The sequence below is a fragment of the Andreprevotia lacus DSM 23236 genome (assembly GCF_900176275.1).
In the GTDB taxonomy this organism is placed as follows: Bacteria; Pseudomonadota; Gammaproteobacteria; order Burkholderiales; family Chitinibacteraceae; genus Andreprevotia; species Andreprevotia lacus.
On record NZ_FWXD01000029.1, the window covers coordinates 15,347 to 38,815 of the forward strand.

Below are 23,469 nucleotides of genomic sequence, written 5' to 3' on the forward strand. Positions count from 1 at the left end.
GGCGTGGTGTTCTGTTTGCGTCGGGTTTTCAGTTGGCTGGTGGTAATACCGGCACTGGCAGCTTCATTGCGACCACTCAGCCAGCGTCCCGGCATGCGGATAAAACTTCACCACTTCTGCGCAGCTACCATCGCAAGATGGGAGTTGCAGCAGTTCCGGTACCCCGTCGCCATCCAGATCGTCCAGCAGGTAAAGGTGGTCGGTGCGGCTTGTAAAAACACGTTGGGGTTTGCCGTTGTGCTCAAGAAAGACCCCGTAATACAGCTCGTCGCAATATTCGCCATCCGGGGCACAGCCCCGATCGTGTATGTAAACATAAGGCAGGATCACGAATTTGCGTTGGGGCTGAGTGGTCTCTACCACCGTGACATGGCGCCGGATCAGCTCGGCCTTGCGGATTTTGCCCTGCAATCTGGACCAGCTGCTGTAACGCGCGAACTCTTCCGGGCTGGCCATGTGCGACTGCCAATGCTGGGCCGGCAGCGGTTGCGTGCTGATCACCCCCCAGAAACTGTCTGCATGCGAGTAGCGCGCGGAAGAAGGTTGCTGTGGTCGCGGGGGTTGAAAGTGGATGATGAGGTGCGTGTAGGCTTCGTCACCTTTGCTCTGGCTGCGGCAATTGAACGCACGTGCGATGCCATGTATCCAGAACTGGCCATGAGTACGGCATAACTGCTGCCAATAGTGCTGGTCTTCCGCGTTGAGTTGCTCGAGCACAAACTCGTTATTCGGATCGGTGTCAAAGTTACGTACCAGGTACAGGTTGCTCGGTGCTGCGTTTGCCGCGAGCTGGGTGAATATCAGCCCGCCAAGCAAAATGGCCATCAGGCGCTGGTTTAATCGCATGGGGTTCTCGTCCGAGTTGGCATGGGATTGCCGCCTGTGCGGCATCTACTCGCGCGCATCCGTTTCTGCTGCTGGCTCTGCCTGCACGGCACCCGCCGCCAGCAGCGCCTTGCGGCGCCACAGGAACACGATGGCGCCCAGCGGCAGCGCTACGGTCAGGATCACCGGCGAATAGGGGCTGGCGCGGACGAAGCCGGCGCCCAGCAGCTGCAGGAACAAGGGCTGGAAGGCCCATCCGCCGGTGCTCCAGTTCAGCTGCAGCTGCATCAGACCCAGCGCGATGAACAGCAGCCAGGCCCATTTGCGGCGCAGCGGCGTGCGGATGCAGCGCACCAGCGCATAGATGATGAGCAGCGGCACCAGCATGGCCAGCGCCAGTACCAGATAATGCAGCGCCGGTTTGCCGGTCAGCTCAAAGCGGTTGCTGTCCTGCAGTGCCGCGGGTAGGCGTTGTACCTGCAAGCCCTGCAACACCAGCTTGTCTTGCTCGCGGCGCAGGTTCACCGATGCCAGCAGCCAGTGGCCGGGGTAGCTGTATTGATAGGTGAGCGCATAGTTGCCCACGCCGTTGATGATGTTGGTGTGCGCACCCACTACCTCGATCTTGGGTTCGCCGGCCGGAAACAGCTTGCCCAGCTGCTGCAGCATGCTCAGCGATTGCGGCGTGCGCAGTGGCTGCTCCAGCTCGGCCCATACCGTCTGCGCATCGCCATGCGCCAGCGATGCCAGCAATTGTCTGGCGTGTGCCGACTCGGCTTGCGGCGTCAGTTTGTCGATCATGGCCTGCTGGTCGCAAGCACAAAGCAGCAAGGCGAAAACAAGGGCAAACAGCGAGCGCATGGTAATCCGACAGCGATGATCAGGCTGCCAGTGTAGTCCTGCCCCCCGGTGCGGGGCACGCCGGGCTGTGGCCGGCGTTGTGCGCAACCGACGCCCCCGCATTGCGGTCTGCAGGGGGCTGCAGGCAAGCCGAATTACTCGCGAATCTCCGGCTCTACCAGCTGCGCCAGCTGCAGCAGCGATTCCTGCCAGCCCAGATAGCACATCTCCAGCGGAATCACATCCGGCAGACCGGCCTGTTCGATGCGCAGCTCGGTGCCGCACAGCACCGGTTTCAGCTGCACGGTTACTTCGATCACGCCGGGCAGATTGGGGTCGTCAAACTGGTCGGTGTAGCGGATCAGCGTATCGGGCACCAGCTCGAGGTACTCACCGCCAAAGTGGTGTTGCTCACCGGTGGTGAAGTTGGTGAACGACATCCTGAAACGCCCGCCCACATGCGCCTCCAGCTGCTGCACGCTGGCAGTAAAGCCGTAGGGCGGCAGCCATTTGGCCAGCGCGCCGGCATCAAGAAAGGCGCGGTAGAGCTTGTCCGGCGTGGTGCGCAGCACGCGATGCAGATGAACGGTATTGGGCATGATGGTGGCTCCGGTCACGGCGGATTTGCCCGCCAGGTTTGGATGATGGCGGTGGAAGTTGCCGCCGACGCATTTTGCTGATTGCTTTGCCGCAGCGGGTGGCGCGGCGCCTGACTGTACTGCCGGCTCAGTGGCTCCGGACCGGGTCGAGGTCGGCCCGGTCCGGCTGGCTGGGCACATAGAACATCCAGGTGAAGAATTCCTTCGGTTTGCCGTTCTCCAGTTGCGGCTGGTAGTGCTTGCGCAGCACTTGCGCTTTTGCGGCTGCCACATATTCTGCCGGCAGCGGTATGTTCAGGATGGTTCGGTTTTTATCGCGTGGGTCCATCACCCCGGTTGCCCGAAACCCGACAAGATTGCCCGATGCATCAATGGTGATGCCGAAAGTCGCTGCATAGAACTGTTCGGCCGCGTAGAGCGGCGCTGCAAACAACATCGTGCTGAGCAGCAAAGCGGTACGCACCAAGCGTTGGCACTGCGTGGTCATGTCTTTCTCCATGGTATAGAGGGGGGTGAACCGGCATGTGCCGTTGCGACGAAGGCGCCAGGGCCCCGCAGAAAAATATAGCAAATTGCCTCAATACACTGACAATACTTTGCTTTATATTTCGCCCTAATATTTCACATCAAGAAAGATGTTTGTCGAAGACGCAGGCAGGGTCGCAAGGACGCCTTGCTTGCCAGTTTGCTGAGTCGGCAGGCGATACTTGCGGATAGACAGGAGAACACTGCATGGCAGCAAGGACATGGGGCTGGATCGCAACCGGCGTGATCGCGTTTTTTCCCGCCAACTGGTTGCGTTTGCTGTTGATCAACCAGCTGCCCTACGGTGCCAGCAAATCGGGTTTCGTGATCAATATCCTGATCGGCTTTTCGGTGGTGGCCCTGTTGGTGAAATGGCTGTTGTGGCTGGGCCGGCGCGAGCGCGAGCGCTTGCAACACCGCGCTGCCGCACTGCAAGCCGAAATGGCGCAACCGCTGCAGCCCATCAATGCCGGGCGGCTGATGCGGCAGGACGGCGAAGAGGTGTATGCCGTGTTGCCCGCGCAATTGATGAGCCTGCGCACCACTGGCCATCGCACCAGCAGCAGTACCAGCAGCCATCGGCATGACCACATATTCAGCGATGACGAAGTGCACCGCACCACCACCAGCAGTACCACGGCCATTCAGAACTGGGTGCCGGTTGCCAATGGCGAGCTGGCACTCACCAACGAACGTGTGGTGTTTGCCGGCGATGCCGATTCCTTTGCCATTGCGCTCGACAAGCTGCTCAACATTACGCCCTATGCCAACAGTTTTGGCTTTAATGATCAGCACAACAACTACATGGTGAATACCGGTGGCGGCAATGACCACGCGCGCTTCCATATCGCGTTGTGCAAACTGCTGCGTGAGCGCATGCCCGGCCTGCCGGGGCCTGATCTGAATACACTGGGTGTGCTGGATCACTGAGTGCGGGCAAGGCCACCCTGTTTGTCAGTAAATAATGGCTGCACACAGCGATATCGTATGGCGCTGGTCTTTTTCTTACAAAAAATTGAAATTGGCAAATTGTTTATTTCATACGGAGAAAGATTGTTGCTAAAAACGCTGGCATAATCGCCCTGCCGCACCAGCCCTGCCTGCCTGTGTGCCGGCTTGGGTTGGCTGTCGCCGTGGTGGTGCTGGCGCCCGTCACTGGGAGTATGCGGCATGTTCAAACCACTCAAGACACTGGCAGCGCTGGCTGTCGCCGGACTGCTGGCCTCGCCGCTGGCCTACGCCGCGCCTGAATCGGGCTGGTGGTGGAATGCCGCAGAAGGCGGCCGTGGTTTTGCGATTGAAGTGCAGAACGGCAAGATGTTCATCGCCGGCTTCATGTATGACGATGCCGGCCGGGCCACCTGGCATGTTTCCGGCCCCACGCCCATGGTCAACGACACCACCTACCAGGGCAACTGGATGCAGTACGGCGGCGGCCAGACCCTGACCGGCTCCTTCAAGCCGGCCAACGTGGTCAACAACAATACCGGCAGCCTCACCATCAAGTTCCCCACGCCCACCACGGCGACCATGACGCTGCCCAACGGCAACCAGATTGCGCTGACCCGCTTCGCCTTCGGCGGTGCATCCAACACGGTCGGCAATGTTTGCACTCCCGCCAACCTCACCGCACAGCATTACGATGCCATTGCCTATGGCATGACCATGGCACAGGTCAAGCAAACCATCGGGTGTGATTACGATCCGACCGCCACGCTGATGCTCAACAACGGCGCCATGTCGTACTACACCTGGCGCGTGCTGATCCCCGGCACCAGTGCCTCGTATTACGTGATCAACGTCTTTTTTGACCCCAGCGGCAGCATCGTGAGCGATGTGTATGGCGGCAAGTACCCGGGCAAGGAGTACTTCAAGACCTCGTCGCTGAATCTGGTGCGCTGAGCGCGTCTGCCAACCGCTGGCGATCGCTGCGGATGATGCAGTCACAAGACCCCGGGCTATCCGGGGTCTTGTTGCTTCTGCTGGCGACGGCTGCATTAGGCTCGCAGTGTAGCCACGCGCCCAGGTTGCCCAGCCGCGTGGGCTACGCGGCAGCGACCGAGTCGCACGAACGAAGGCTGGATCAGCGACTTCCCATGGTGGCAGCAGCCAAGCGGCTTGACCCACCACCACAGCGGCCACAGACTGCCCACAACACGCGGAGGGCGCCCATGGACGAGCAGATACTCACCTTTGCCACAGAGACCGACTGGGCAAGCTGGCTGATGCAGCACGGCACCGGCAACAACGGCATCTGGCTGCGGCTGGCCAAGCAGGGCGCGCCGCACGCCACGCTCAGCTATGCTCAGGCGCTGGAGGTGGCGCTGTGCCACGGCTGGATCGACGGGCAAAAGCGCGCCGACGATGCCCACCACTGGCTGCAGCGCTTCACCCCGCGCCGCGCGCGCAGCGTGTGGTCACAAATCAACCGCGACAAGGCCCAGGCGCTGATCGACAGCGGCCGCATGCAGCCCGCCGGGCTGCAGCAGGTGCACGCCGCGCAGCAGGACGGCCGCTGGGACGCCGCCTATGCCCCGGCCAGCAAAGCCACCGTGCCGGACGACCTGCAAGCCGCGCTCGACGCCACCCCGCAGGCAGCTGCCTTCTTCGCCACCCTCAGCAGCGCCAACCGCTACGCCATCCTCTACCGCCTGCAGCAATGCAAAACCCCGCAGAAACGCGCCGAGAAACTGGCGCTGATGCTGGGCATGTTGCTGCGGGGGGAGACGTTTCACTGACTCGCGGATCAATCCAGTCTGCTTTGCCCTATCAGGGCCGGCGCACGCAGGCGGTTCATGAGGGCAAAGACTACGCCGGTGCGACGCTTGCCCGGCCGCGATGGAAGTGCCAGCACAGCACATAGCCCGGAAAATAGAGGGCACTAAAGCCAACTAGCAGCAGTAGTTCGAATAGCGACCGCCCGGGCTCCAGCCACCATATGCCAAATCCGCATACGCAAGTCGCTGCCAAAGCCAGCACCAGGGTCAGCAACGCGCGCCGCCGCCACTGCCGCCGCGCGCCGCTGGCCCGCTGAAATACCCATAGATAGGGCAGCAACTGCAGGAAAATGGCCAGCCCGATATAGCCCCATTGCGTCATGCTCATGGGGCTTTCGTCAATACATCCGCAGGCAAAGGATGGCGTGACGATCAGAATCAGCAGTGCGAGCAGGAGTGGCATGTCTTCAATCCAGGCAGGTATGGGGTGGGGGTGGATTGATAAAGCCGCTATGCCGCCGCAATGGCCGCCGGCACCGCAATGTCCGCGCCACAGTCCGGGCAGCTGGTGTGTCCGAACAGATGCAGCAGCCAGTTGGCGATCTGCGGGTGTTGCCGCGATTGCGCATACAGCCATTGCCCTGTGCCATCCAGCGTGGCGACATCTGCGGGCAGGATGGGCGTGCGTGCCACCTCGGGCCGGTTGCTCCAGTCTTCGCTGGTGGCAAAGCAGCCATACTCGCCAATGGCCAGATACAGCTCGGTGTCGCAGGCCGGGCAGATGCCGCTGAACTCGCCCTCCAGCAAACGGCCCAGCGTGTTGCCCCACAGCGGGTCGCCACGCAGCGCCAGTGCGGCTTCCAGCATATAAACGTGGTCGTTTTCATTCAGCAGACCGCTGGCAAGCGTGTCGGCTGCCAGCGCCTGCAGTTGCGCCACGGTGCCGCCCAACGCCTCCAGCGCAGCGGCCTGCCCCTGCGCGTGCGCGCCGATCACGATGCAGCCAGCCAGGCAGAGCGGCATGCTTCGTTGCGCGGCCGGCCAGCTCGCCGCCAGCGCCTGCAGTATGGGCAGGGCAGGGAAGCTGGCGCTGTACACCGTGCCCTGATGGCAGATGCGCGACCAGACGTCGCCCCAGACCCCGGCTTCGGGGTCTGGCGTCAGCGCCTGCAACAGTGCCGGCAGGTCATCGGCCGGGCCATAGGCGTGTTCAAGATCATGCCATGCGGTCATGGGTGGCTCCGTTGCGCAAGAGGGCAGACAGTGAGTCTCATCACGTCGCCGGATGGTATGAACGGCGTTTAAATCCGCTGAGCCCCTCGCAGCCAGAACGTAAACAGGTTCTCAGCCATTGTGGTGCATGGCTGCCTATTTCTGACCAGCCTCGGCGGCTTTGCGCAGCAAGCTGGCGACATGGTCATCGCAGCGTGCTTCCTCTGCGATGGCCTGCAGTGTCGCCACTGTGGCCTGGTCATACCGCTGATAGTCGGTGTTGGTATAATGCATATATGCGCCGATTGGATCGTAGCTGAACTTGCCGCTGGTACTGCCACCTGACCGCAGCAACTGTGCAAGCATGCCTGCACGGCAGTAGTGCACTGCATTTGCCAGTGCCTCCTGGTCGGCTCTGGCGCCGTTGCGCAACAACGTCTGCACCAGCTTTTGCTCTCCGTTGTAGACGTTGTTCGCCGACAGAATCAACAGGTGCTGACGCTGGGCTGGCGACATTTGCTGAACTTGCAATGCCAGTACCTTCCAGGCCTTTTTCTCAATGCTCTTGTCTACCCGCTCTGCATTTGCATTTTCATAGTTGCAGCGCGCTGCACAGCGGTCGATGCCGTCTGCATAGGCCTCCGGATCATCTTGTTCCATGGCCCGGTAGGCGGCATTGCTTCCTCGCTCTTCGCGGCTGGGCATCGCCGCCAGCACAAGCAGCAAAAACGGCAGGACCAAAAACAGCAGCACTTTTACAATCAATCGTGCTTTGGCGCTAAAGCGATGCAGATTTTCGAGCGCGCCAACATAAACGCTGAGCAAGCCCCCGGCTCCCAGTGCCTGCCACCACATCCCGCCGAATTCCCGGTAGGTGTTTTCGGGGCGCATGCCGACTACGCCGCTAACATAGACGGTGACAAAGCCGATAAGCAGCAACAGCAGCAAAATCGCAGCAAACAGCGCCATCGCGCCCTTGAAACGCAATTCGCGTAGTGGCGGGAAGTCGCGATCTGTCACATCAACTCCGGGTGTTTCGTCGTTCTGGCCTTGCCCTCCGCACTGCACCTGCCATGGTTCAGCATCGCTTTGTCCGATATATGCCATTTCCTGTTGGCAAAATGCGGATACTGCAAGGGCTGACCACGGGTACCGGTCGCGGTGCTACCGCTGATCAAGGGCCGTGTGACGGCCTGTGCTACTCCGCTCAGCGCGATGGCATCGACGCGCGTGATCACCAGCCCATTGCCTCGGCCGTTGCCGCCCGGCAGCACCGCTTCCATCAATACGCCCGGCGCTCGTTTGCATTGCACGGTGATCATGCCGCTTTTGTCTCCATGAGGTGGCCAAGCTGACCGCCAGAAACACGATTATATTTGAAAGATTTTTGTCATTGAATTGTGTGTTGTAATTTTGCTATTTCAGTGATAGCCATGCAATTCCTTTCTTGAAGGTTGTTTTATTGTTTCTGGGCTAGTTGGCAATGCCCGCCGGTGGTATAAACGGCAACATCCCCACCCGCGCCCGGAGCCCGCCATGGCCAGCTACAAACCCGCCCAGCACAACGCCGTCTCGCCCTATCTCGTCGTCAACGACGCCCCCGCCACGCTGGCCTTTCTGGCCAATGTGTTCGAGGGTATCGAGCGCTACCGCATGGAAGACGAGCACGGCAGCATCCGCCATGCCGAGGTGCAGATCGACGACTCCATCATCATGGTGTGCGAGCGCCCGGGCGGCGAGATTGCCACCGTCGGCTCGGTGCACGTCTACGTGCCCGACGTCGATGCCTGTTACGCCCGCGCGCTGGCTGCCGGTGCCACCAGCCTGGTCGAGCCGCAAGACCAGCACTATGGCGACCGCAGCGCCGGCGTGCAGGACGCGCAAGGCAATGTGTGGTGGCTGGGTACGCATCTGAATCTGAGCTGATCTGCCCAGACCCGCGTGGTGCGCCCGGCCGCAACGGGCGGCGCCACGCCACCTTGTGCCATGCCCGCGTCGCGGTGTTCAATGACGGCCACCGCCATCGTGAGCGGCAAGACCGGAGCCAACCCCATGTCACAATTCGGCAGCAGCCGTCTGCGCCAGCAGGCCAGCGAACAAGTCGCACAACTGGAACGCGAGGTCGAACAGGCCCGCAACACACTGGCCGAGCTGGAAACCGCACTGCGCGAAGCGCGCGAGCGGCTGGAGATACTGGGCGGCGAATAGGCACCATGCGCAAGACCATCCCCATTCATCCCCACCCGCTCAACGCCCCCGGCGATTTCTATGTGCAGGATGGCTGCCGCATCACTTGCACGGTGCCCATGGACAGCGCCCCCGGCCTGTTGGTGTTCGACGATGCCGTTGGCCACTGCCATGTACAGCGCCAGCCCGCCAACCCCGCCGAGCAGCAGCAAATGATCGAAGCCATGCAGGTGGCCGAGGTCAACTGCATCCACTATCGCGGGCAGGATGCAGCGGTGGTCAGGGCACTGCGTGCCTGTGGCGAGCTGGCGCAGTGGGATGGAACAAATCATTAGTCATAGGGACACCCCATGGATTTCCCCCTGCTGGGCGAGCTGGAATACGACGAAGGCCATGAGGCCTGGGTGAGCGATGCGCTGCCGCTGCCACTGTGCCAAGGCAGTGAGTGCAGCTTGGTGCTGATGGAGTATGAGGACGACGCGCAGCCGGCCGATTTTCACGTGGCGGTCGCCAATCTGCTGGCCGCACCGTTTGCCGTACTGCAGGCGGTCGAAGCGGATATCTATCGCTACTACCAGGACATCCACAGCTATTGGGAGCCGGGTGAGGAGGGCTATCTGGCCATCGCCAGCCCGGCCGATGTCTGGCAGCACATTACGTTTGGCTACGAGCCGGTGGTGGAGCGCCGCCATGACGGCGATCAAGCCGTCTATGTTTCGCTCACCTGCAATTGCGACTGGGACAGAGAGCACGGCCTGCAGATCGTGCTGCGCAATGGTGAACAGGTGGTGAAGATCGGCCCCTACGACGGCCACCTCACTCACGGTGATGCCTATGACGACCCGACACTGGAAGCGGTGATTTACCCCGGCAGGGCAGCAAGCAATGCCTGATCGTAAGGACGAGCCGCTGCACTATCCGCTGCCTTCCCATCGCAACGGCCGTTTCTATCCTGCCAAGGGCTGCGGCTGGTGTGGCTGCGGGCTGGACGGACGCTTTGTGACGCTCAATTTTACGGCACGGGCGTCAGCCGGGGGCGCCGCAAGCGTGGCCGCCGAGGTGCAAACCAGTTGGAGCCTGCTCGATCACGGCGTGACCGCCAGCGGCCGCCCGTTGATCATTTTCCAGGACGTGGAGGACGCCTATTTCTGCTCCCCCGCCTGCTTGCGGGCATTCTTCAATCAAGTGGTGACGGATTTTGAGCAGGCAAGCTGAGTAAAGTGCCTTGCCCGGCCACTGTCGCCAGCGGGTTGCCCGGGCAGCGCTTTGCCACCTGCTGGGCATCGAACATGGGCAGGCTGAACAGCAAATAAAACAACCACGGCGTGATCAGCAGCATCAGCGCGGCGCCGCTGGCTTGCTTCCATGCCTGCCAGCGGATTTCCGGCCAGCCTTTGACCCGGGTGGGGCGCAGCAGCCAGTTGCCGCGCAGCGGCCAGCGGCGGTGGCGGAACATCAGCCAGGCACTGTGGGCCAGCGAGAGCGAGAACAGCAGGGGCATGCAGACTGGCAGCAACAGCAAGCCCTGCGCCCAGAGCAGTTGCCGGCAAACGGGCAGCGTGCCCAGCCGGGCCAGTAGCGGCTGGCGGGCCAGGGCCAGCACGGTGACCAAGGCCACGCCCAGCAGCAGCAAGGCCCAGTTGCGCCAGCGCTGGCGCGGCGTGGGGGCCAGCCAGGTGTCCTGTGCGCTGCCGGGGTCAGCCATGGCGGCCTGCGTTCAAACTGCGGCTACCGGCTGCACCAGCGCGCCACAGCCTTCAAAGCGCAGCTCGTGCTCGGTGGCGAGGGCGGTATAGCTCAGGCATTGCGCGTCCAGCTCGGCCAGTGTCCACAGCCGGTGCAGGGTGGCCTTGACCACCCAGCCCTTGAAAATGATCAGCGTGCGCTCGGACTTTTTCTCCACCGCCGCGCCCAGCTCGCGCAGCCGCGCCTCCAGGCGTTCTGCATCGCGCTGGTTGACCGCGTAAAAGCGGAAATCCACCGCAAACGGCTGGCTGCTGTCCAGGCCCAGCTTCAGCCAGACCGCCCACAAATCGGCATTGCGCGTCGGGTCCACGTTCTGGCTCATGGCCTCTCCTTGTTGATGATTTGTGTAGGCAAGGAGTTAGTATAGCGTAAAGTTATTTGTTGTGCTGGTTACAGTGATGTACTGCTCACTGTTGCCATGGCGCAGTGCAATACGGTACCGCCAGCGTGCGCAAGCGGGTAATTTCCGCCGCCTGTGCGGCGGCTTCGGCGGGGCTGAGGTCGCGCTCGCAATACGCGCGGCTGAGGTAAAGGATGGCGTCGTTGCCATCCGGTGTATCGCTATAGGCCGGGTGGGCGACGATGGCGTGCAGCAGCGCCTCGGTCACCGGCACGACGTGAAAGTGGCAGTGAAAGCCGCTGCTGAACCCCAGCTTGTAGTGCATCACCTTGCACGGCGCATATGCCGCCTGCAGCAAGCGCTCTGCTGTTTGCAATGCCGGGCCGAGTGCCGCCAGTGCGGCTGCATCCAGTTCATGCAGATCGGCCACCGGCTGCCGCGCGGCCAGCAGCAGATAACCGGGGTAACGCGCATCGCGCCGGTAGCGCAGCTGCCAGTGCCGGGTGTGGGCGATCAGGTGGGGGTCGAGGTCGAACATGGCGTCAGGGGTGGTCAAAATCAAAGTGATCGAAAAACGCGATGTAGACCCACAGCGGCAGCTTGTGGGTTCTAAGCGCAGCGCGGTTATTGAGGTGTTGACTCGCCAACCCCCTGCCGCGCCTGCGTCGCCGCCACCACCGCATCAAACTTCGCCACATGCTGCGCCAGTTTGTCGGCCTGGCAGTGGCTGCACAGGTCGCGGCCGCTGCCCTTGCCGGTGAGCATGACCATGGTTTTTTGCTGGCAGCGTTTGCACAGGCCCAGCTCGCCGTTGCCCCAGTCGACATAGCGCCAGTAGGGGTGCAGCCAGCGGCATTGCACCTTGGGTAGCAGGGCGGCCAGCTCGGCGTAGTCGGCCATCGGGCGGATGTTGTTGAGGGTCAGCTCGGCCAGTTGCGGCAGGGCGGCCAGCGGCAGCAGGCTGTCCACATGGCTGACGTCGAGCAGCAGCTCGCGCAGCTTTTCCAGCCGGGTAAACGCTTGCAGGCTGCCGGGGGCGTCGGCGCTGTACATCTCGCAGGCCAGCCACAGCGATTCCAGCTCGCTCAGCTCGGCCAGCGGGGTGTAGTCGCGTATCTGCTTGAACTCGGTCAGCTTCAGGTGGCGCAGCTGCGCCAGCGTGGCAAGCGGCGCTATGGCTTCGACCTTGCCGGAGGTACCGATGTCCAGATAGCGCAAGCGCTGCAGCCGGCTGATCGGCCCCAGCTGTTGTACCGTGCTGTATTTGATCTGCAGGCATTCCAGCTGCGGCAGCTCGCACAGCGCCTCGAACAACGGCGGCGCGGTGCGTGACCACACGCTCAGCCAGCGCAGCTGGGTCAGCCCGGGCAGGCGTGCACACCACGTCTTGATGACCGCTTTGCGTTCCTGGTCGCTGTTGGCGCCGAAGTCCCACTCCAGCACCAGCCGGTCGCTGCCGTCGTAGTCATCCGGGTGCAGGATGGCGCGCGGCCAGTTGGCGCGGTGGAAGGGGTTGGGGTGGGCCAGGGGGCTGGTCATGACGGGGCTCGCAGATGGGGAGGCTGATGCGCAGTGCGAAAAACGATGGCCAAGTGTGCAACAGATATGCGCGCATCGACCATCCGCGATAGGCAATGTAACCGGGCTGGATGCAGGTTCCAAAGCGAAAGCCGACTCAATGGCAGCTTCATGGTTTTACGCCGGATCAAGCTTATCTATCCCTACTGCTGGGCGGCACATGCTTCTTGACGATCCGATCCAGCTCGGCACTGTGATACAGGTCGATGCACTTCATCGTGTTCCATTCGCCCTCGACGGATCCGCTGTATTCAAGATGTGCGTACTTGATGGCCAACTGGCGCACCTGGTCAAATGCCGCATCAGGCGCGTTGCTGAATTCGAAATAGCCGCTGGCCGAGATGCCGGCATCATCTGCAGCTGCTTGTGCTTGCGGGCGCTTGTCCCATGCTGCGCCAAGGCAAACCGACAGCGCCCAGTTCTTCAGTAGCTGGCGCTGCGTGTAATGTTCAACCGGTTGCGCCTTGCCCTTGGCCGCTGCAGCGGTGCCCATTGCCAGCAACATCACCAGCGCGCAGCAGATCACCTGTAACAGCCCGGGCCTGCCAGTGTGGTGGTGTCGGGACCAAATGGCGCACGGCCAGTTGGCGCGGTGGCAGGGGTTGGGTTGGGCCAGCAAGGCGGTCATGCTGGCGTCCAGCAATCAGGGGGCGTGTTCATCAACGCAGCATCCAGAAATCAAACACGCGGTGGGTATCGGGCAGGATATGGTTGGCTAGCGGTTCGACCAGGCGCAGGCCGTTTTCGCTGTTGGTCAGCAGCACGAAGCCGTCACCGCTGGCCGGGGCGAGCATGACGAAGGCGCGGTAGCCGGGGTTGTTGCCGGGCTGCCACAGATAGCTGGCGTGCGCGGTCTTTTCTATGCCCCAGCCCTGGCCCCAGCTCAGGCCGAGGGTGTCGTCCACCCGCCCCGGCGCATCGCTGATGCGCGCCAGCGTGTCGGCGTCGTTCAACAGCGTGGCAAGAAAGCGGGCGTAGTCGCTGGCGCTGGTGTACAGCGTGCCGGCGGCCAGCGGCACGGCCTGCACCACGCCGCGCGGGCTGCCGTCGGCCGCCTGGCCGGCCTGCAGCGTGGCATCCAGCTGCGGCTGCCAGACAAAGCTGCTGTGCAGCATGCCCAGTGACGGCAGCACTTGCCCGGCCATCCACTGATCCAGCGGCTGGCCGGTGATGCGCTCCACCGCGCGTTGCAGCAGCACATAGCCCTCGCCCGAGTAACGCCAGCCGCTGCCGGGCGCAGCGCTGAAGGTCAGCGGCCCGCGCGCCCACAGCGGCAGCCCGCTACGGTGCGACAGCGCCATGCGCACGGTGACGGCGGCCAGCTGCGGATCGCTCACCCGCTCGGTCGGGCCGTCGGCGGCAAAGGGGTTGAGGCGGCGCACATAGCCCTCGGGCAGATAGCGCATGATCGGCGCATCCAGCGCCAGTTTACCCTGCGCCACCAGCTTGAGCACGCCATAGGCAAACAGCGGCTTGCTGAGCGATGCTGCCTGGAACAGGCTGTCACCATTCAACGGTGGCGCGCCCTTGCAGCCGGGCGTGGTCAGAATGCGCTCGACCTTGCGCTGCCGGATCACCGCCAGCGCAGCAGCACACACATCGCGCTGGCGTGCGGTTTGTTCCAGCAGGGTTTGCAGCCGGTCTGCCGCAGCCGGTGCCGAGGCCGCCGCGCTGGCGGCGGGTGGGGCGGCTGCCTGAATGGTGATGCTGGCCAGCAGACAGGCAAGGGCGGCGAGGGCGGCAAGGCGCGGCATGGTGGCACTCCGGGGCGATGGCTGCATCATGCTTGCAACAGACTGACTTTTCAAACAATGCCGTGCGGGTGTGGCGCGACTGGCGCGCTGCTATGCTGAAAGCCCCAATCCTGCCGGAGCCGGCATGCGTAGTTTGTTACTCTTGCTGCTGGCGCTGGGCGCCAGTGCCCACGCCGAAACCGAACGCGAGGCGTGCATACGCCGCGTGCACAACACCGAGAAATACGCCTATCACGGCAAGGCCGGCATCGAGCGCGGCATTCAGGAGCAATGCGGTGACGCCCCCGCCAGCGCCCCTGCCAGCGCGCCGGCCAGTGCACCGGTCGAACAGCCGTGAGCGGCGGCTGGGGGCCGGCGCAGGAGGATGCTGCCGACTGGCAGGCCGCGCTGCCAAGGCGTTATGGGCCGTCGGTTGCCATGCAGGTCGTGCAGGTGCTGCTTGCGGTGGCCAGCGGGCTTGTCGCATTGGGGGCACTGCTGCTGTGCATTGTGCCGGTCGGGGCCACCAGTCCGGCCAGTTCGGCAGGTTATTTGATCCTGTACGCTGTGGCTGCACTGGCTTTGGCATGGCGCTGCTGCAACGATGCGGTTTATTCGCAGGTCACCTTGCTGCCGCAGGGCATCTGCCAGCGTACCTTCCGTGGCGAGCGTCAGCTTGATTGCCGGGATATAGCCGGGTTTCGCTACGTAACCGGTAAAGGCCGCTGGCTGGAACTATATGCCCCCACCGGCAAGGTGTTGATGACCATTCCGATCACATTCAAGCCCGATGCAACATTCGAGCAATGGCTGGCTGCGTTGCCGTCTGGCATGCCGATCGCCAAGCCAATCACGGATACATCGCTGCTGGTGGCCCTGCTGATCTACCTGCTGCCCGCGCTGGGCGTTGCCGCAGCGTTTTCGTCCGTACTAATGCAGCAGCTGCTGTTCGCGCCGCTGGCGCTGTTACCCGGCGTAGCGCTGTTGCTGGCGCGGTGCTGGCCAGTGCATTTCCAGCTGGCCGGCAGGGAAGGCAGCGGCCGGGCCGAGCTGGCGCCCGCCATGCTGTTGTCCGGCGGGCTGGCCTGCACCCTGCTTTTGGTGACCCCCTATCCCGGCCTGGCCTGGTACTGGCTGGCTGCCGCCGCACTGCTGCCCACGCTGCTGTTGATTGCGCTGGCCGCCGCGCTGTTGCCCGAAGTGCGCCGCATCGGTGGCATTGCACTGCTGCTGGCCAGCTTGCTGCCGTATTGCACTGCATTGCTGATCCAGGCCAACGTGATCTTTGCCAGTGGCACGCCGCAGCTTTACCCGGTGACGGTGGACAATACCTATCTGCAGCACAGCCGGGGCGTGCATGTGCGCCTGGTGCTCGGCGCGTGGGGCAGTGAGCCAGCCGGCGACGATCTGGCCATGCCGCGCGAGCTGATCGGCAATGTCGGGCCGGGCGACAAGCTGTGCGTGGCGCAATATCAGGGCGCGCTGGGGCTGGGCTGGTATGAGGCAGGGCGCGTTTGCGCCAGTGACCGTTAGCCGCTGCACTACCGTTGCAGTGTGTTGTGCGGCAACACGGTGCCGCTTGGGCCTGATCTTCTGCCCTGCGCAGGGAGCGGCCCTGCACGGCGGGGGCGTTGCAATTTCATTGATTTTGTTACGCTTTCTTGCGCCGGTCGGCGCAGATGAAATTTATATTGCAGCCTACGATCACCGGCACACAGGATAACGCATGGATGGCTCGATCAACGTCATTGCCGGCACGGCCATTTATGGTGCGGCCAAGGTGCTGGGCTACAGCTGGTGGTGCCATGTTGGTCTGGCCCGGCTCCGCACAGATCTGCCACCCGAACAGCGCACCCCGCTCGCCATCAAACTGGGGCTGATCCGCCTTGGCATCGGCTTTGTGGTCGGCATTCCCATGGCGCTGGTGTTCGGGCTGATTGCCAGCATCACGTGGTTTTTCCCGCCGCTGGGCTACCTGCTCACCTATGTGCCGGTGCGCTGGTTTGAATGGGGCATCATGATCTGGCTGATCGACCCGCCCGCGCGCAGCATGCGCCAACTGCTGCGCAGCTGCAGCCCGGCCGAACGGCGCTGGCGCCTGCAGGGCATTGTGGTGTCCTGCTTGCTGGATATCGTGTTCTTCCTCTGCGTGGCGCTTGGCCTGCAGGGCATGGGGCGGGTGTTTTGCTAGCCCAGCGCATCCCGGCGTGGCAGCTGGTATGTGCGGCGGTCATCGGCGTAATACAACGCAATAATCAGGCCGGATAGCGCACCGGCGATGGTGGCCGGCGGTACGATGGCCCGTCAGCCCCCGGCCTTGCAGCCGGGGATGACCGCAATCAATGGTTGCCGGTGCGGCAGGGCCACAGGTAGCAGTATTCCTGGCTGCCTTCCAGATTGGCGCTCACGCTGCCGTCGGCGTTGATTTTGTGCACCCAGCCGTCGGCCTGGCCGCGTTGCGGTTTGCAGCCGCAGTTGGTGTGCACGTAGTGGATGCCGCCGGGGTAGGTCACGCCACACAGTTCGATGTTGTCGCCCACTTGCAAGGTGTTGAGCGGGGCGGGCACGGCGTCGCCGGCGATGTCGTAGCCCTGCGCGAACACGTTGTCGATGGCGGCCTGATACTGCTTGCCGTCGGCGTTGCTGGTGAAGTTGAGCTTGGTGTGGCTCAGCTCGACATTGCGCATTTCCTTGCCGCCCACCCATACCGGGGCAGAGGAGACAACGCCGCTCATATAGCTGCCGCCAGCGGCCTTGCAGTCTGTCGCGCTATCGGCCAGCGCGCCGTGGGCTGCTGCGGCCAGCAGCAGGGTGATGATCCATTTCATGTCTTGCATCCTTTGGTGTTTGTTTCTTGCGTTGAGCTTTCGCAAGCCACACTACCCGCTTGTCATGTACTTGTGCAGGGCGGCAGGATTTGCTGCAGGCCAAGTGGCTGATTTGGCGTTGGATTTTGCTGTGGCGGCTTTGCGACAGGGGCGGTGGCTATTGCACCATGCCCACGCCGTATTTCTGCTGCCACTCGGCATCCAGATCCCACAGCTCCAGATTGTGGCAATCGTCGCGACAGACTGCTTCCAGCAAGGCATACAGCGAGCGGTAGCGAACGGCGCCGGGGTATTTGGGCGAAAAGTCCCAGACTTCCATTTCGCCATCAGGAAAGACGATGTGCGGGTTCAGCAGATAGACGCCGCCATCGACCACATTGCTGATGGCTACAATGCGCTGCAGGTATTCAACGCGAAGCAGCTCTGGCGCCTGCTGCGGGCCATAAACGTTGTAATCGCTGTCCGGCACCGGGTCGCGCTGTCTGGTCCAGATGTCCACCAGTTCCTTGTTCACCCGGTGCAGCCAGTCAAACCTTGCACAGTGCTGCAGGGTCAATTCACTCCCCGGATCATGGCTGCTACAGCAATCGATCACGTCCTTGATGCCATCACTGCGCGCCAGCAGGGCCAGCATGCCGGGCGGCAGGCGCAGTTGCAGGCGGTCTTGCACGGCGGCGATGTCGCCTGCGCTGGCAGGTGGGTAGAACAGGCTGCCACTGTGGACGATCTCTTGCTGCAAGGCATCCAGCGGCGTGCGCAGGCGGCGCAGGCGCTGCACCACCTGCGCACTCCAGTAGCGCATGAAGGTGTCCAGCCCGTCGCGGGCGATCATGCCGTCAACGGAAAAGCGCTGAATGGCCGCGACACGGGCATTCCATTCGTCCTGATGCGCAGCCCAGATCGCTTGCTGTTGCCGCGCCTTGTCCAGCCGGGCTTGCTGTGCATCGCTCAACTGTTGGCGGTGCAACGCATACGCACCCGCGCCGAGGGCGGCGAGCAGCGCTGCAGCGCTTTTCAACAGGGTGCGGCGGCGTGGGTTCATGTGCGGGGCGGGATGGGGCCAAGTTGCTGTTTCAGCAGGTAGTCGACGTGCTGCCCGTCCAGCTCCGTGCACTGGTTGCTGCAGTGGATTTCCAGCAAGGGATAGAGCGACTGGTAGCGATTGGCTCCGGGCAGTTTCACCGAAAAATCCCACACTTCCATTTCGCCATCGGCAAAGGTGATCTGCGGGTTGAGCAGATAGACGCCGCCATCGACCACCGGGCTGATGGCAATGCTGTGCTTCATGTAACGGGCGCGAATCTTGACCGAGTCCTGCTTGGGGCCATAGACGCTGTATTCCGCGTCGGTGGCATCAAACCCTTCCTTGTTCCAGATATCGATCAGGCCCTGGTCGATGTGGTTCAGCCAGTCGATTTGCGCACAGCGCAGAAAGTCGAACTTCTCGTTGGCATAATCGCTGGTTGCCTTGATGCCGTTGCTGAGTGCCAGCAGCGCCCGCATGCTGGGCGGCAGCCGCACACCCAGGCGGTCTTGCAGTGCGCCGATGTCACCCGCGCTGGCCGGCGGGTTGAGCACGCTGCCGCTGTGCAGGATGTCACGCTGCTGTCCGTCCAGCGTATAGGGCGCGCGCTGCAGGCGCAGCAACATTTGTGCATCCCAGAAGCGCAGAAAGGCTGCCAGCCCGTCGCGTGCGATCATGCCGTCGGTCTCCGGGGCGGGAAATTGCGCCTGCAGCTTTTGATAAGCATCCTTGCGCGCATCTTGCCATGCCTGGCGCCTGGCGTCGGTACGCAGGCGCGAAACGGCATAAGCCCCCACGCCGAGCGAGGCCAGGGTGGTGGCTGCTGCGATCAACAACAGACGTCGACGGTCATTCATGGGCAACGGGGTGCGTGGTGGATGGATGAAGTTTACACGCAAAGAAAGCAAGGGCGGCAAACCCGCTGTGCGGTGTGGGGGCGGAAACAACAGCACTGCAGCGGTGGACTAGGGCCTGTTAACACTTATTTCGCGCTTGCGCTGGGCCGCAAAGAGGTCAGCTACAAGGCACGCAACGCAGGCAATAACCGGTTATTGCCAAGGCGCGTAACGCCGTAGATGGCCTCTTTGCGGCCCAGCCCTGCGGGTTCGGGGTATTTCGGGCGGTTCGCTGCGTTGCAAACCGCTTGCGGTACCCGTACCGCGGCGCGTTCTGCGCCTTGCGCTCCATCCCGAACTACCCCGAACGCAAGCGTGAAATAAGTGTTAACAGGCCCTAATTTGCCGCGTGGCGTTGCGATGACTTACAATCATGAAAGTTTTTGCTCAAGGTAAACCCCGTGACGTTTCCGCTTTGGCCGCGCCTGTTGTGTGCGCTGGCGTTGTGCAGCAGCCTGGCCCATGCGGCCGATGTTTCTCCGGCCAGTGAGGAGACGGAGGCCGCCGCGCCGGCCGAGGATGCGGCGGTGACGCACGCCTACGAGATTTTGACCCAAGCGCGGGCCGCGTTCGGGGTGGAGGCGTTCCAGAAGCTGGGCAGCTATACGCTCAGCGGCAGCGGTACGCTGCAGCAGGGCAAGCAGAGCACGGCGGTCGAGCGCTTTGATTTGCAGGTGGATGCCCGGCGCGGGATGTTTGTGCAGTCGCTCAAGCCTGCTGGCGTGCCGGCCACGGTGCGCAGCGGTTTTGACGGCTCCAGCTTCTGGATGGTGCCGGGTGACGGTGCCAAGCGCGACGCGAATCTCGCCAGCCTGCACGCGCGCTTGCAGGGGCAGATACGCAGCTATGCGCCGTTGCGCGATGATCCACACTCGCAATACGTGCGCTGGCAGGGTAGCGAGGGCTGTGGCGAGCAGATGTGCGATACCTTGCATTTTGACCCCAGCGGCCAGTCGGCCTTCGAGCTGGCCATCCGCCGCAGCGACCACCGCATTGCCATCCTGCGTGTGCTGGACGAGCAGAACAAGGTGACCTTGCGCGAGGAATACACCGCCTGGCAGACCGTGGCCGGCGTGCAGCTGCCGGCGCGCATGCGCACGGATTTCGGCTCGGGCGTGCTGGACCTGCAGCTCACCGCCACGGTCAGCACCCGCCCGGCCGAGTACAGCACTTTTGCCGCACCGCCGGCCATCCCGCCGTGGCAGTTTGCCGAAGGCACCAAACAGGTGGAACTGCCGATCGAGCTGGTGAACAACCAGATGTTCATCCGCGCCAGGCTCAACGGCCAGGGGCCGTTCCTGCTGATGTTCGATACCGGCGGCAGCCTGATCATCGACCAGGGCATGGCCGAGCAGGTAAAGGTACAGGCAGGTGGCGCGCACGAATTCAAGGGCGGCGGCTGGTCGGCGCAGCGGGGCAGCCTCTCGGTGGTCGATCAGCTGCAGCTGGGCGAGCAGGGCGAGCTGCAGCTCAACCAGTGGCTGGCGCCCATTGTCGACAGCAGGGTGATGTGCGGCCGCACCAAGCTGTCGCTGCCGTGTGCGGGCAGCATCGGCGGCGATCTGCTGCGCTATTTTCCGGTTACGCTGGATTTCGAGCGCAAGGTGTTGATCATCCACAACCGCGATCACTTCACCCCGCCTGAGGGGCAGACCAAACTGGCGGCCACCCTGTACGACAACCATATCCCGCAGGTGGACGGCCAGATCGAGGGCAAGCCGGCGCGCCTGCTGCTGGACAGCGGTTCCGATGTCAATCTGTTCGTCACCGAGCCCTATACCGACAACAGCCGGCTGCTGTACAAGGTACGCACGACGGCGGTTTACTTGATGGGGTGGGGCTATGGCGGCGGCATGCATGGCCGGCTGGCGCGCATGAACGAATTTGGCCCCGGCGAATTCAAGCTCAAGCAACTCAGCGCCGCCTTGCTCTCCACCGCCGACGGCATGCTGGCCAGCAAGGATTTCGACGCCTTGCTGGGGCTGGGGGCGATGCAGCGCTTCAATCTCACCATCGACATGCCGGGCAACGCGGTTTATCTGGAAAAAAACAGCCACTTTGACCAGCCGGACACCAACGAGCTGCGTGATAGCTGGTTGCGCTGAGTGGGGCGCGCCAGTCCGCGATGCGGCCACGGCGGGAGGGGGCCGGCAGCGTGGCGGCCCCGGCGCTACTGCGCCACCTCCAGCCGCACGATCACCTCACCCACATAGGTCACCCGCACCGGCAGGCCGGGCTTGATCGGGCCGCCCATTTCGGCGGTGGCGTGAAAACCGTCGGCCGGGTCGGCCTCGCTGTAGCTGAAGCACTGGCCGTCCACGCAAAACGATTCGCGCGAGCGCTCGTAGCGGAAATCGCGCACCGGGCCGCTGGCCACTCTGGCGTTCAGGTTGTGGCTGGATTCGGTCAGCATGCGGTGGTTGGCGTCGTCGGCCTGATAGGTGCTGAACGCGGCCAGCATCAGCAGGCCGCCCAGCCCCAGCCAGATCGCCAGCGACAGGCGCGTGCCCAGCCAGCCACCCGGCTGGCGGCGGGCCAGCAGCGGCACCAGCAGGACGACCGCGCCGGCCAGCCCCAGCAGCAGCGCCCCGGTGGCGGGGTTGCCGCTGTCGGCAATGTCGTAGACCAGTTGGTAGCTCATGGGCTTGTGCGGCGTGATTGTGTGGCGCGATTGTAAAGCATGCAGAAAGGCGCTTGTAGGCAAGCCCGCCTCGGCTAAGATGACGGCTTTGCCATTCATTGCGGAGTAAACCATGTCGTTGCAGATGTCCGTCGTACTCTGCCAGGGCAGCGGCCTGCTCGATGCCGCCGCGCTGGCCCGGGCGCTGGCGCGCCGTTTTCCCGAGTTGCCGGCGCTGAGCGAGGTCTCGGTCAAGGATGGCATCATCAGCGCCAGCTGGGATGAAGGCATCAATATCGCCGTGTCCAGCACGGCGGCGCCGTGGCCGTGGAGCGATCTGGAAGGGCCGTGTGCCAGCGGTGCGCTGTGGCCGCCGGAAGAGGCCGAAGGCGCGCTGCGTGCACACAGCAGCCACCTTATCGTTACCGTGTTTGGCGAGCTGGAGCCGCTGGCGCTCTGCAGCTTGCTCACCCAGCTGACCACGGCCGTGCTGGACGAAGCCGACGGCGCGCTGGGCGTGTTCTGGGCCAATGCCGCACTGGTCGCCCCCAAGCCGCTGTTCATCGAATTTGCCACCGAGATGATGCCGGAGGATCTGCCGCTGCCGATCTGGGTGGACTTCCGCGTGGGCTGGAGTGGCGAGCGCATCAGCGCCGGCTTCACCTGCGGGCTGGCCAAGCTGGGCCACCGCGAATTCGAAGCGCAGGAAGTGCCGGAAAAACCCTCCGAGCTGCGCGAGCGCCTGTACGACCTGGCCGCCTATGTGCTCAAGCAGGGCCCGGTGCTGAAAGACGGCGACACGCTGGGCCGCGACGAGGAAGAACGCATCCGCGTGGCCTACACCCCGTCGGCCTTCGGCCTGGAAGGCGAAGTGATCACGCTGCAGTACGAGCAGCCCTCGTCGAAAAAACCGTGGTGGAAGCTCTGGCAGTAAGCGCCGACACCTGAATGCCACTGGCCGTCATTTTTGATGGCACGCAATCTGGTGCCCGGACTTTAGCTGGTCAGCCAATGCTATCGATCTGATTTTTAAGCATGCATGGGCTGATCGCAGCCTGATTTGCTCGGTATGGATGTTTGGTGTGGAAGGTCTGCAATTCGGGGGCATAGATTGTTGCCGGGGTTTTAGTGGTTTTTCTATGGCGGCTTTTTGCAGGGTCGGTGCTGAACGCAGGTGCGGGCGATTTGATGGGGGTGTTTTGATGAACCAAGCTGCTTGGCTATGCTGTTTCTTGCTCTTTTTCTGCGGTATCAGCTTCGCGGCCGGAGGATGGGTGCAAACCGTCGATGGCTTTGAATTTGAAATCGCCCCGCCTGAAAACGGCTGGTCTGTCGTTACTGCCCGAGGCGGCCCCTGTGTGAAATATGGCCTCTATGGCATGAAATTCAGGGTTGACGAGATATATTCATATCGTCAAGGCGACTACAAGAATAGCTTTAGCATCAGTTTGTCCTCAACGAATGGCAGGTCGCTTTCGATTACGCCAAGAATTGACTGGAGTGAGGCGGAAGCATCGGCTTTTTTTTCAGGAAATAAGGATCTGCAGGGCGCATATCAGTGTGCCAGGAGATTCCATATGCAATATGCCATGGCCGCAGAAAGCTGGATGTCCAAAAACGAAAAACTGATCATCATGCTGAATCCAAGGCTGAAGCGAGACACGGTTGCTGTATCCGGGTCTACCGCTCAAGCCAAAGTCGCCATCATCTGATCACCACGGATTGTTGAAATGCATGCCTGTCGTTGCGCATGCAGACGTCGCATGCGGGGGCTGTGCCGTCGAACCTGGCCCGCATGA

At 62.8% G+C, this 23,469-nt stretch carries 33 protein-coding genes; 14 read left to right on the top strand and 19 right to left on the bottom strand.

What is annotated here, in order from left to right; all coding sequences use genetic code 11:
• Nucleotides 1-63: 63 nt before the first annotated feature.
• From B9A19_RS17935 to B9A19_RS17950, 4 genes are all read right to left on the bottom strand, one after another.
• Nucleotides 64-846 carry a hypothetical protein gene (locus B9A19_RS17935; RefSeq protein WP_139798954.1) on the bottom strand — a complete coding sequence of 261 codons (783 nt, stop codon included), beginning with the start codon at nt 844-846 and terminating at the stop codon, nt 64-66.
• A gap of 45 nt (nt 847-891) precedes the next feature.
• Nucleotides 892-1,626 carry a hypothetical protein gene (locus tag B9A19_RS22815; RefSeq protein WP_217807109.1) on the bottom strand — a complete coding sequence of 245 codons (735 nt, stop codon included), beginning with the start codon at nt 1,624-1,626 and terminating at the stop codon, nt 892-894.
• 194 nt (nt 1,627-1,820) lie between these two features.
• Complete coding sequence (locus tag B9A19_RS17945; RefSeq protein ID WP_084092537.1) at nt 1,821-2,264, bottom strand: SRPBCC family protein; 444 nt, start codon at nt 2,262-2,264, stop codon at nt 1,821-1,823.
• A gap of 127 nt (nt 2,265-2,391) precedes the next feature.
• Nucleotides 2,392-2,751, bottom strand: a complete 360-nt coding sequence (locus B9A19_RS17950) for a VOC family protein (protein WP_084092538.1) — start codon at nt 2,749-2,751, stop codon at nt 2,392-2,394.
• A 245-nt stretch (nt 2,752-2,996) separates the two neighbouring features.
• On the opposite strand from B9A19_RS17950, the gene B9A19_RS17955 reads away from it, so the two are divergent.
• On the top strand, nt 2,997-3,719 hold the full coding sequence (locus B9A19_RS17955; protein ID WP_139798955.1) for a hypothetical protein: 723 nt from the start codon (nt 2,997-2,999) through the stop codon (nt 3,717-3,719).
• On the opposite strand, the gene B9A19_RS22260 is transcribed toward B9A19_RS17955, so the two are convergent.
• Nucleotides 3,713-3,961 carry a hypothetical protein gene (locus B9A19_RS22260; RefSeq protein WP_139798956.1) on the bottom strand — a complete coding sequence of 83 codons (249 nt, stop codon included), beginning with the start codon at nt 3,959-3,961 and terminating at the stop codon, nt 3,713-3,715. The two genes, B9A19_RS17955 and B9A19_RS22260, sit on opposite strands and share 7 nt — an antisense overlap.
• On the opposite strand from B9A19_RS22260, the gene B9A19_RS17960 reads away from it, so the two are divergent.
• Together B9A19_RS17960 and B9A19_RS17965 are read left to right on the top strand one after the other, a co-directional pair.
• A complete protein-coding gene (locus B9A19_RS17960; RefSeq protein ID WP_084092540.1) occupies nt 3,960-4,691 on the top strand; it encodes a hypothetical protein in 732 nt (243 codons plus the stop codon). The two genes, B9A19_RS22260 and B9A19_RS17960, sit on opposite strands and share 2 nt — an antisense overlap.
• A 269-nt stretch (nt 4,692-4,960) precedes the next feature.
• A complete protein-coding gene (locus B9A19_RS17965; protein ID WP_084092541.1) occupies nt 4,961-5,527 on the top strand; it encodes a YdeI/OmpD-associated family protein in 567 nt (188 codons plus the stop codon).
• Nucleotides 5,528-5,597: 70 nt separating this feature from the next.
• Here B9A19_RS17965 and B9A19_RS17970 read toward each other — a convergent pair whose 3' ends face one another.
• The 4 genes from B9A19_RS17970 to B9A19_RS17985 form a co-directional block, all read right to left on the bottom strand.
• Nucleotides 5,598-5,969 (bottom strand): hypothetical protein, encoded by a 372-nt coding sequence (locus B9A19_RS17970; RefSeq protein WP_084092542.1) that lies wholly within the window; start codon nt 5,967-5,969, stop codon nt 5,598-5,600.
• 47 nt (nt 5,970-6,016) lie between these two features.
• A complete protein-coding gene (locus B9A19_RS17975) occupies nt 6,017-6,739 on the bottom strand; it encodes a hypothetical protein (protein WP_084092543.1) in 723 nt (240 codons plus the stop codon).
• 135 nt (nt 6,740-6,874) lie between these two features.
• On the bottom strand, nt 6,875-7,738 hold the full coding sequence (locus B9A19_RS17980) for a hypothetical protein (RefSeq protein WP_139798957.1): 864 nt from the start codon (nt 7,736-7,738) through the stop codon (nt 6,875-6,877).
• Nucleotides 7,735-8,040, bottom strand: coding sequence for a hypothetical protein (locus B9A19_RS17985; RefSeq protein ID WP_084092545.1), 306 nt, complete (start codon nt 8,038-8,040; stop codon nt 7,735-7,737). The genes B9A19_RS17980 and B9A19_RS17985 overlap by 4 nt, the downstream gene beginning before the upstream one ends.
• 214 nt (nt 8,041-8,254) lie before the next feature.
• Between B9A19_RS17985 and B9A19_RS17990 the strand changes: the two genes are divergently transcribed.
• The 5 genes from B9A19_RS17990 (at nt 8,255) to B9A19_RS18010 (ending at nt 10,120) form a co-directional block, all read left to right on the top strand.
• Nucleotides 8,255-8,644: a VOC family protein gene (locus B9A19_RS17990; protein ID WP_084092546.1), complete on the top strand. Its 390-nt coding sequence runs from the start codon at nt 8,255-8,257 to the stop codon at nt 8,642-8,644.
• Between the two features lie 81 nt (nt 8,645-8,725).
• Complete coding sequence (locus B9A19_RS17995; RefSeq protein WP_084092547.1) at nt 8,726-8,926, top strand: hypothetical protein; 201 nt, start codon at nt 8,726-8,728, stop codon at nt 8,924-8,926.
• A 5-nt stretch (nt 8,927-8,931) separates the two neighbouring features.
• Nucleotides 8,932-9,240, top strand: coding sequence for a ferredoxin (locus B9A19_RS18000; protein ID WP_084092548.1), 309 nt, complete (start codon nt 8,932-8,934; stop codon nt 9,238-9,240).
• 15 nt (nt 9,241-9,255) lie between these two features.
• Nucleotides 9,256-9,798: a DUF6985 domain-containing protein gene (locus B9A19_RS18005; RefSeq protein ID WP_084092549.1), complete on the top strand. Its 543-nt coding sequence runs from the start codon at nt 9,256-9,258 to the stop codon at nt 9,796-9,798.
• Nucleotides 9,791-10,120: a hypothetical protein gene (locus B9A19_RS18010; protein WP_084092550.1), complete on the top strand. Its 330-nt coding sequence runs from the start codon at nt 9,791-9,793 to the stop codon at nt 10,118-10,120. The genes B9A19_RS18005 and B9A19_RS18010 overlap by 8 nt, the downstream gene beginning before the upstream one ends.
• On the opposite strand, the gene B9A19_RS18015 is transcribed toward B9A19_RS18010, so the two are convergent.
• From B9A19_RS18015 to B9A19_RS18040, 6 genes are all read right to left on the bottom strand, one after another.
• The gene (locus B9A19_RS18015) at nt 10,083-10,610 is read right to left on the bottom strand and encodes a hypothetical protein (protein WP_084092551.1); all 528 of its coding nucleotides are present in this window, start codon (nt 10,608-10,610) and stop codon (nt 10,083-10,085) included. The two genes, B9A19_RS18010 and B9A19_RS18015, sit on opposite strands and share 38 nt — an antisense overlap.
• A 12-nt stretch (nt 10,611-10,622) precedes the next feature.
• Nucleotides 10,623-10,973 carry a ribonuclease E inhibitor RraB gene (locus B9A19_RS18020; RefSeq protein ID WP_084092552.1) on the bottom strand — a complete coding sequence of 117 codons (351 nt, stop codon included), beginning with the start codon at nt 10,971-10,973 and terminating at the stop codon, nt 10,623-10,625.
• Nucleotides 10,974-11,058: 85 nt separating this feature from the next.
• The gene (locus tag B9A19_RS18025) at nt 11,059-11,547 is read right to left on the bottom strand and encodes an HIT domain-containing protein (RefSeq protein ID WP_245804379.1); all 489 of its coding nucleotides are present in this window, start codon (nt 11,545-11,547) and stop codon (nt 11,059-11,061) included.
• Between the two features lie 68 nt (nt 11,548-11,615).
• On the bottom strand, nt 11,616-12,530 hold the full coding sequence (locus B9A19_RS18030; protein ID WP_084092554.1) for a leucine-rich repeat domain-containing protein: 915 nt from the start codon (nt 12,528-12,530) through the stop codon (nt 11,616-11,618).
• 172 nt (nt 12,531-12,702) lie between these two features.
• Nucleotides 12,703-13,197, bottom strand: a complete 495-nt coding sequence (locus B9A19_RS18035) for a T6SS amidase immunity protein Tai4 family protein (protein ID WP_139798958.1) — start codon at nt 13,195-13,197, stop codon at nt 12,703-12,705.
• Between the two features lie 31 nt (nt 13,198-13,228).
• On the bottom strand, nt 13,229-14,323 hold the full coding sequence (locus B9A19_RS18040; RefSeq protein WP_176217007.1) for a serine hydrolase domain-containing protein: 1,095 nt from the start codon (nt 14,321-14,323) through the stop codon (nt 13,229-13,231).
• Nucleotides 14,324-14,447: 124 nt separating this feature from the next.
• Between B9A19_RS18040 and B9A19_RS18045 the strand changes: the two genes are divergently transcribed.
• The 3 genes from B9A19_RS18045 (at nt 14,448) to B9A19_RS18055 (ending at nt 16,493) form a co-directional block, all read left to right on the top strand.
• Nucleotides 14,448-14,660: a hypothetical protein gene (locus B9A19_RS18045; RefSeq protein ID WP_139798959.1), complete on the top strand. Its 213-nt coding sequence runs from the start codon at nt 14,448-14,450 to the stop codon at nt 14,658-14,660.
• Nucleotides 14,657-15,835: a hypothetical protein gene (locus B9A19_RS18050; RefSeq protein WP_084092558.1), complete on the top strand. Its 1,179-nt coding sequence runs from the start codon at nt 14,657-14,659 to the stop codon at nt 15,833-15,835. The genes B9A19_RS18045 and B9A19_RS18050 overlap by 4 nt, the downstream gene beginning before the upstream one ends.
• Nucleotides 15,836-16,028: 193 nt before the next feature.
• Nucleotides 16,029-16,493 carry a hypothetical protein gene (locus tag B9A19_RS18055; RefSeq protein ID WP_084092559.1) on the top strand — a complete coding sequence of 155 codons (465 nt, stop codon included), beginning with the start codon at nt 16,029-16,031 and terminating at the stop codon, nt 16,491-16,493.
• Between the two features lie 148 nt (nt 16,494-16,641).
• Here B9A19_RS18055 and B9A19_RS18060 read toward each other — a convergent pair whose 3' ends face one another.
• The 3 genes from B9A19_RS18060 to B9A19_RS18070 all read right to left on the bottom strand — a co-directional run bounded on the left by B9A19_RS18060 (nt 16,642) and on the right by B9A19_RS18070 (nt 19,011).
• Nucleotides 16,642-17,130, bottom strand: a complete 489-nt coding sequence (locus B9A19_RS18060) for a hypothetical protein (RefSeq protein WP_139798960.1) — start codon at nt 17,128-17,130, stop codon at nt 16,642-16,644.
• 157 nt (nt 17,131-17,287) lie between these two features.
• Nucleotides 17,288-18,172, bottom strand: coding sequence for an SMI1/KNR4 family protein (locus B9A19_RS18065; RefSeq protein WP_084092560.1), 885 nt, complete (start codon nt 18,170-18,172; stop codon nt 17,288-17,290).
• The gene (locus B9A19_RS18070) at nt 18,169-19,011 is read right to left on the bottom strand and encodes an SMI1/KNR4 family protein (RefSeq protein ID WP_139798961.1); all 843 of its coding nucleotides are present in this window, start codon (nt 19,009-19,011) and stop codon (nt 18,169-18,171) included. Before B9A19_RS18070 ends, B9A19_RS18065 begins: the two co-directional genes overlap by 4 nt.
• A 440-nt stretch (nt 19,012-19,451) precedes the next feature.
• On the opposite strand from B9A19_RS18070, the gene B9A19_RS18075 reads away from it, so the two are divergent.
• The gene (locus tag B9A19_RS18075) at nt 19,452-21,155 is read left to right on the top strand and encodes a hypothetical protein (RefSeq protein ID WP_139798962.1); all 1,704 of its coding nucleotides are present in this window, start codon (nt 19,452-19,454) and stop codon (nt 21,153-21,155) included.
• 65 nt (nt 21,156-21,220) lie between these two features.
• Here the strand turns inward: B9A19_RS18075 and B9A19_RS18080 are convergent, their stop codons facing one another.
• Nucleotides 21,221-21,691, bottom strand: coding sequence for a hypothetical protein (locus B9A19_RS18080; RefSeq protein ID WP_139798963.1), 471 nt, complete (start codon nt 21,689-21,691; stop codon nt 21,221-21,223).
• Between the two features lie 112 nt (nt 21,692-21,803).
• On the opposite strand from B9A19_RS18080, the gene B9A19_RS18085 reads away from it, so the two are divergent.
• Together B9A19_RS18085 and B9A19_RS18090 are read left to right on the top strand one after the other, a co-directional pair.
• Complete coding sequence (locus B9A19_RS18085; protein WP_084092564.1) at nt 21,804-22,604, top strand: DUF4261 domain-containing protein; 801 nt, start codon at nt 21,804-21,806, stop codon at nt 22,602-22,604.
• Between the two features lie 148 nt (nt 22,605-22,752).
• Nucleotides 22,753-23,382, top strand: coding sequence for a hypothetical protein (locus tag B9A19_RS18090; protein WP_139798964.1), 630 nt, complete (start codon nt 22,753-22,755; stop codon nt 23,380-23,382).
• Nucleotides 23,383-23,469 lie beyond the last annotated feature (87 nt).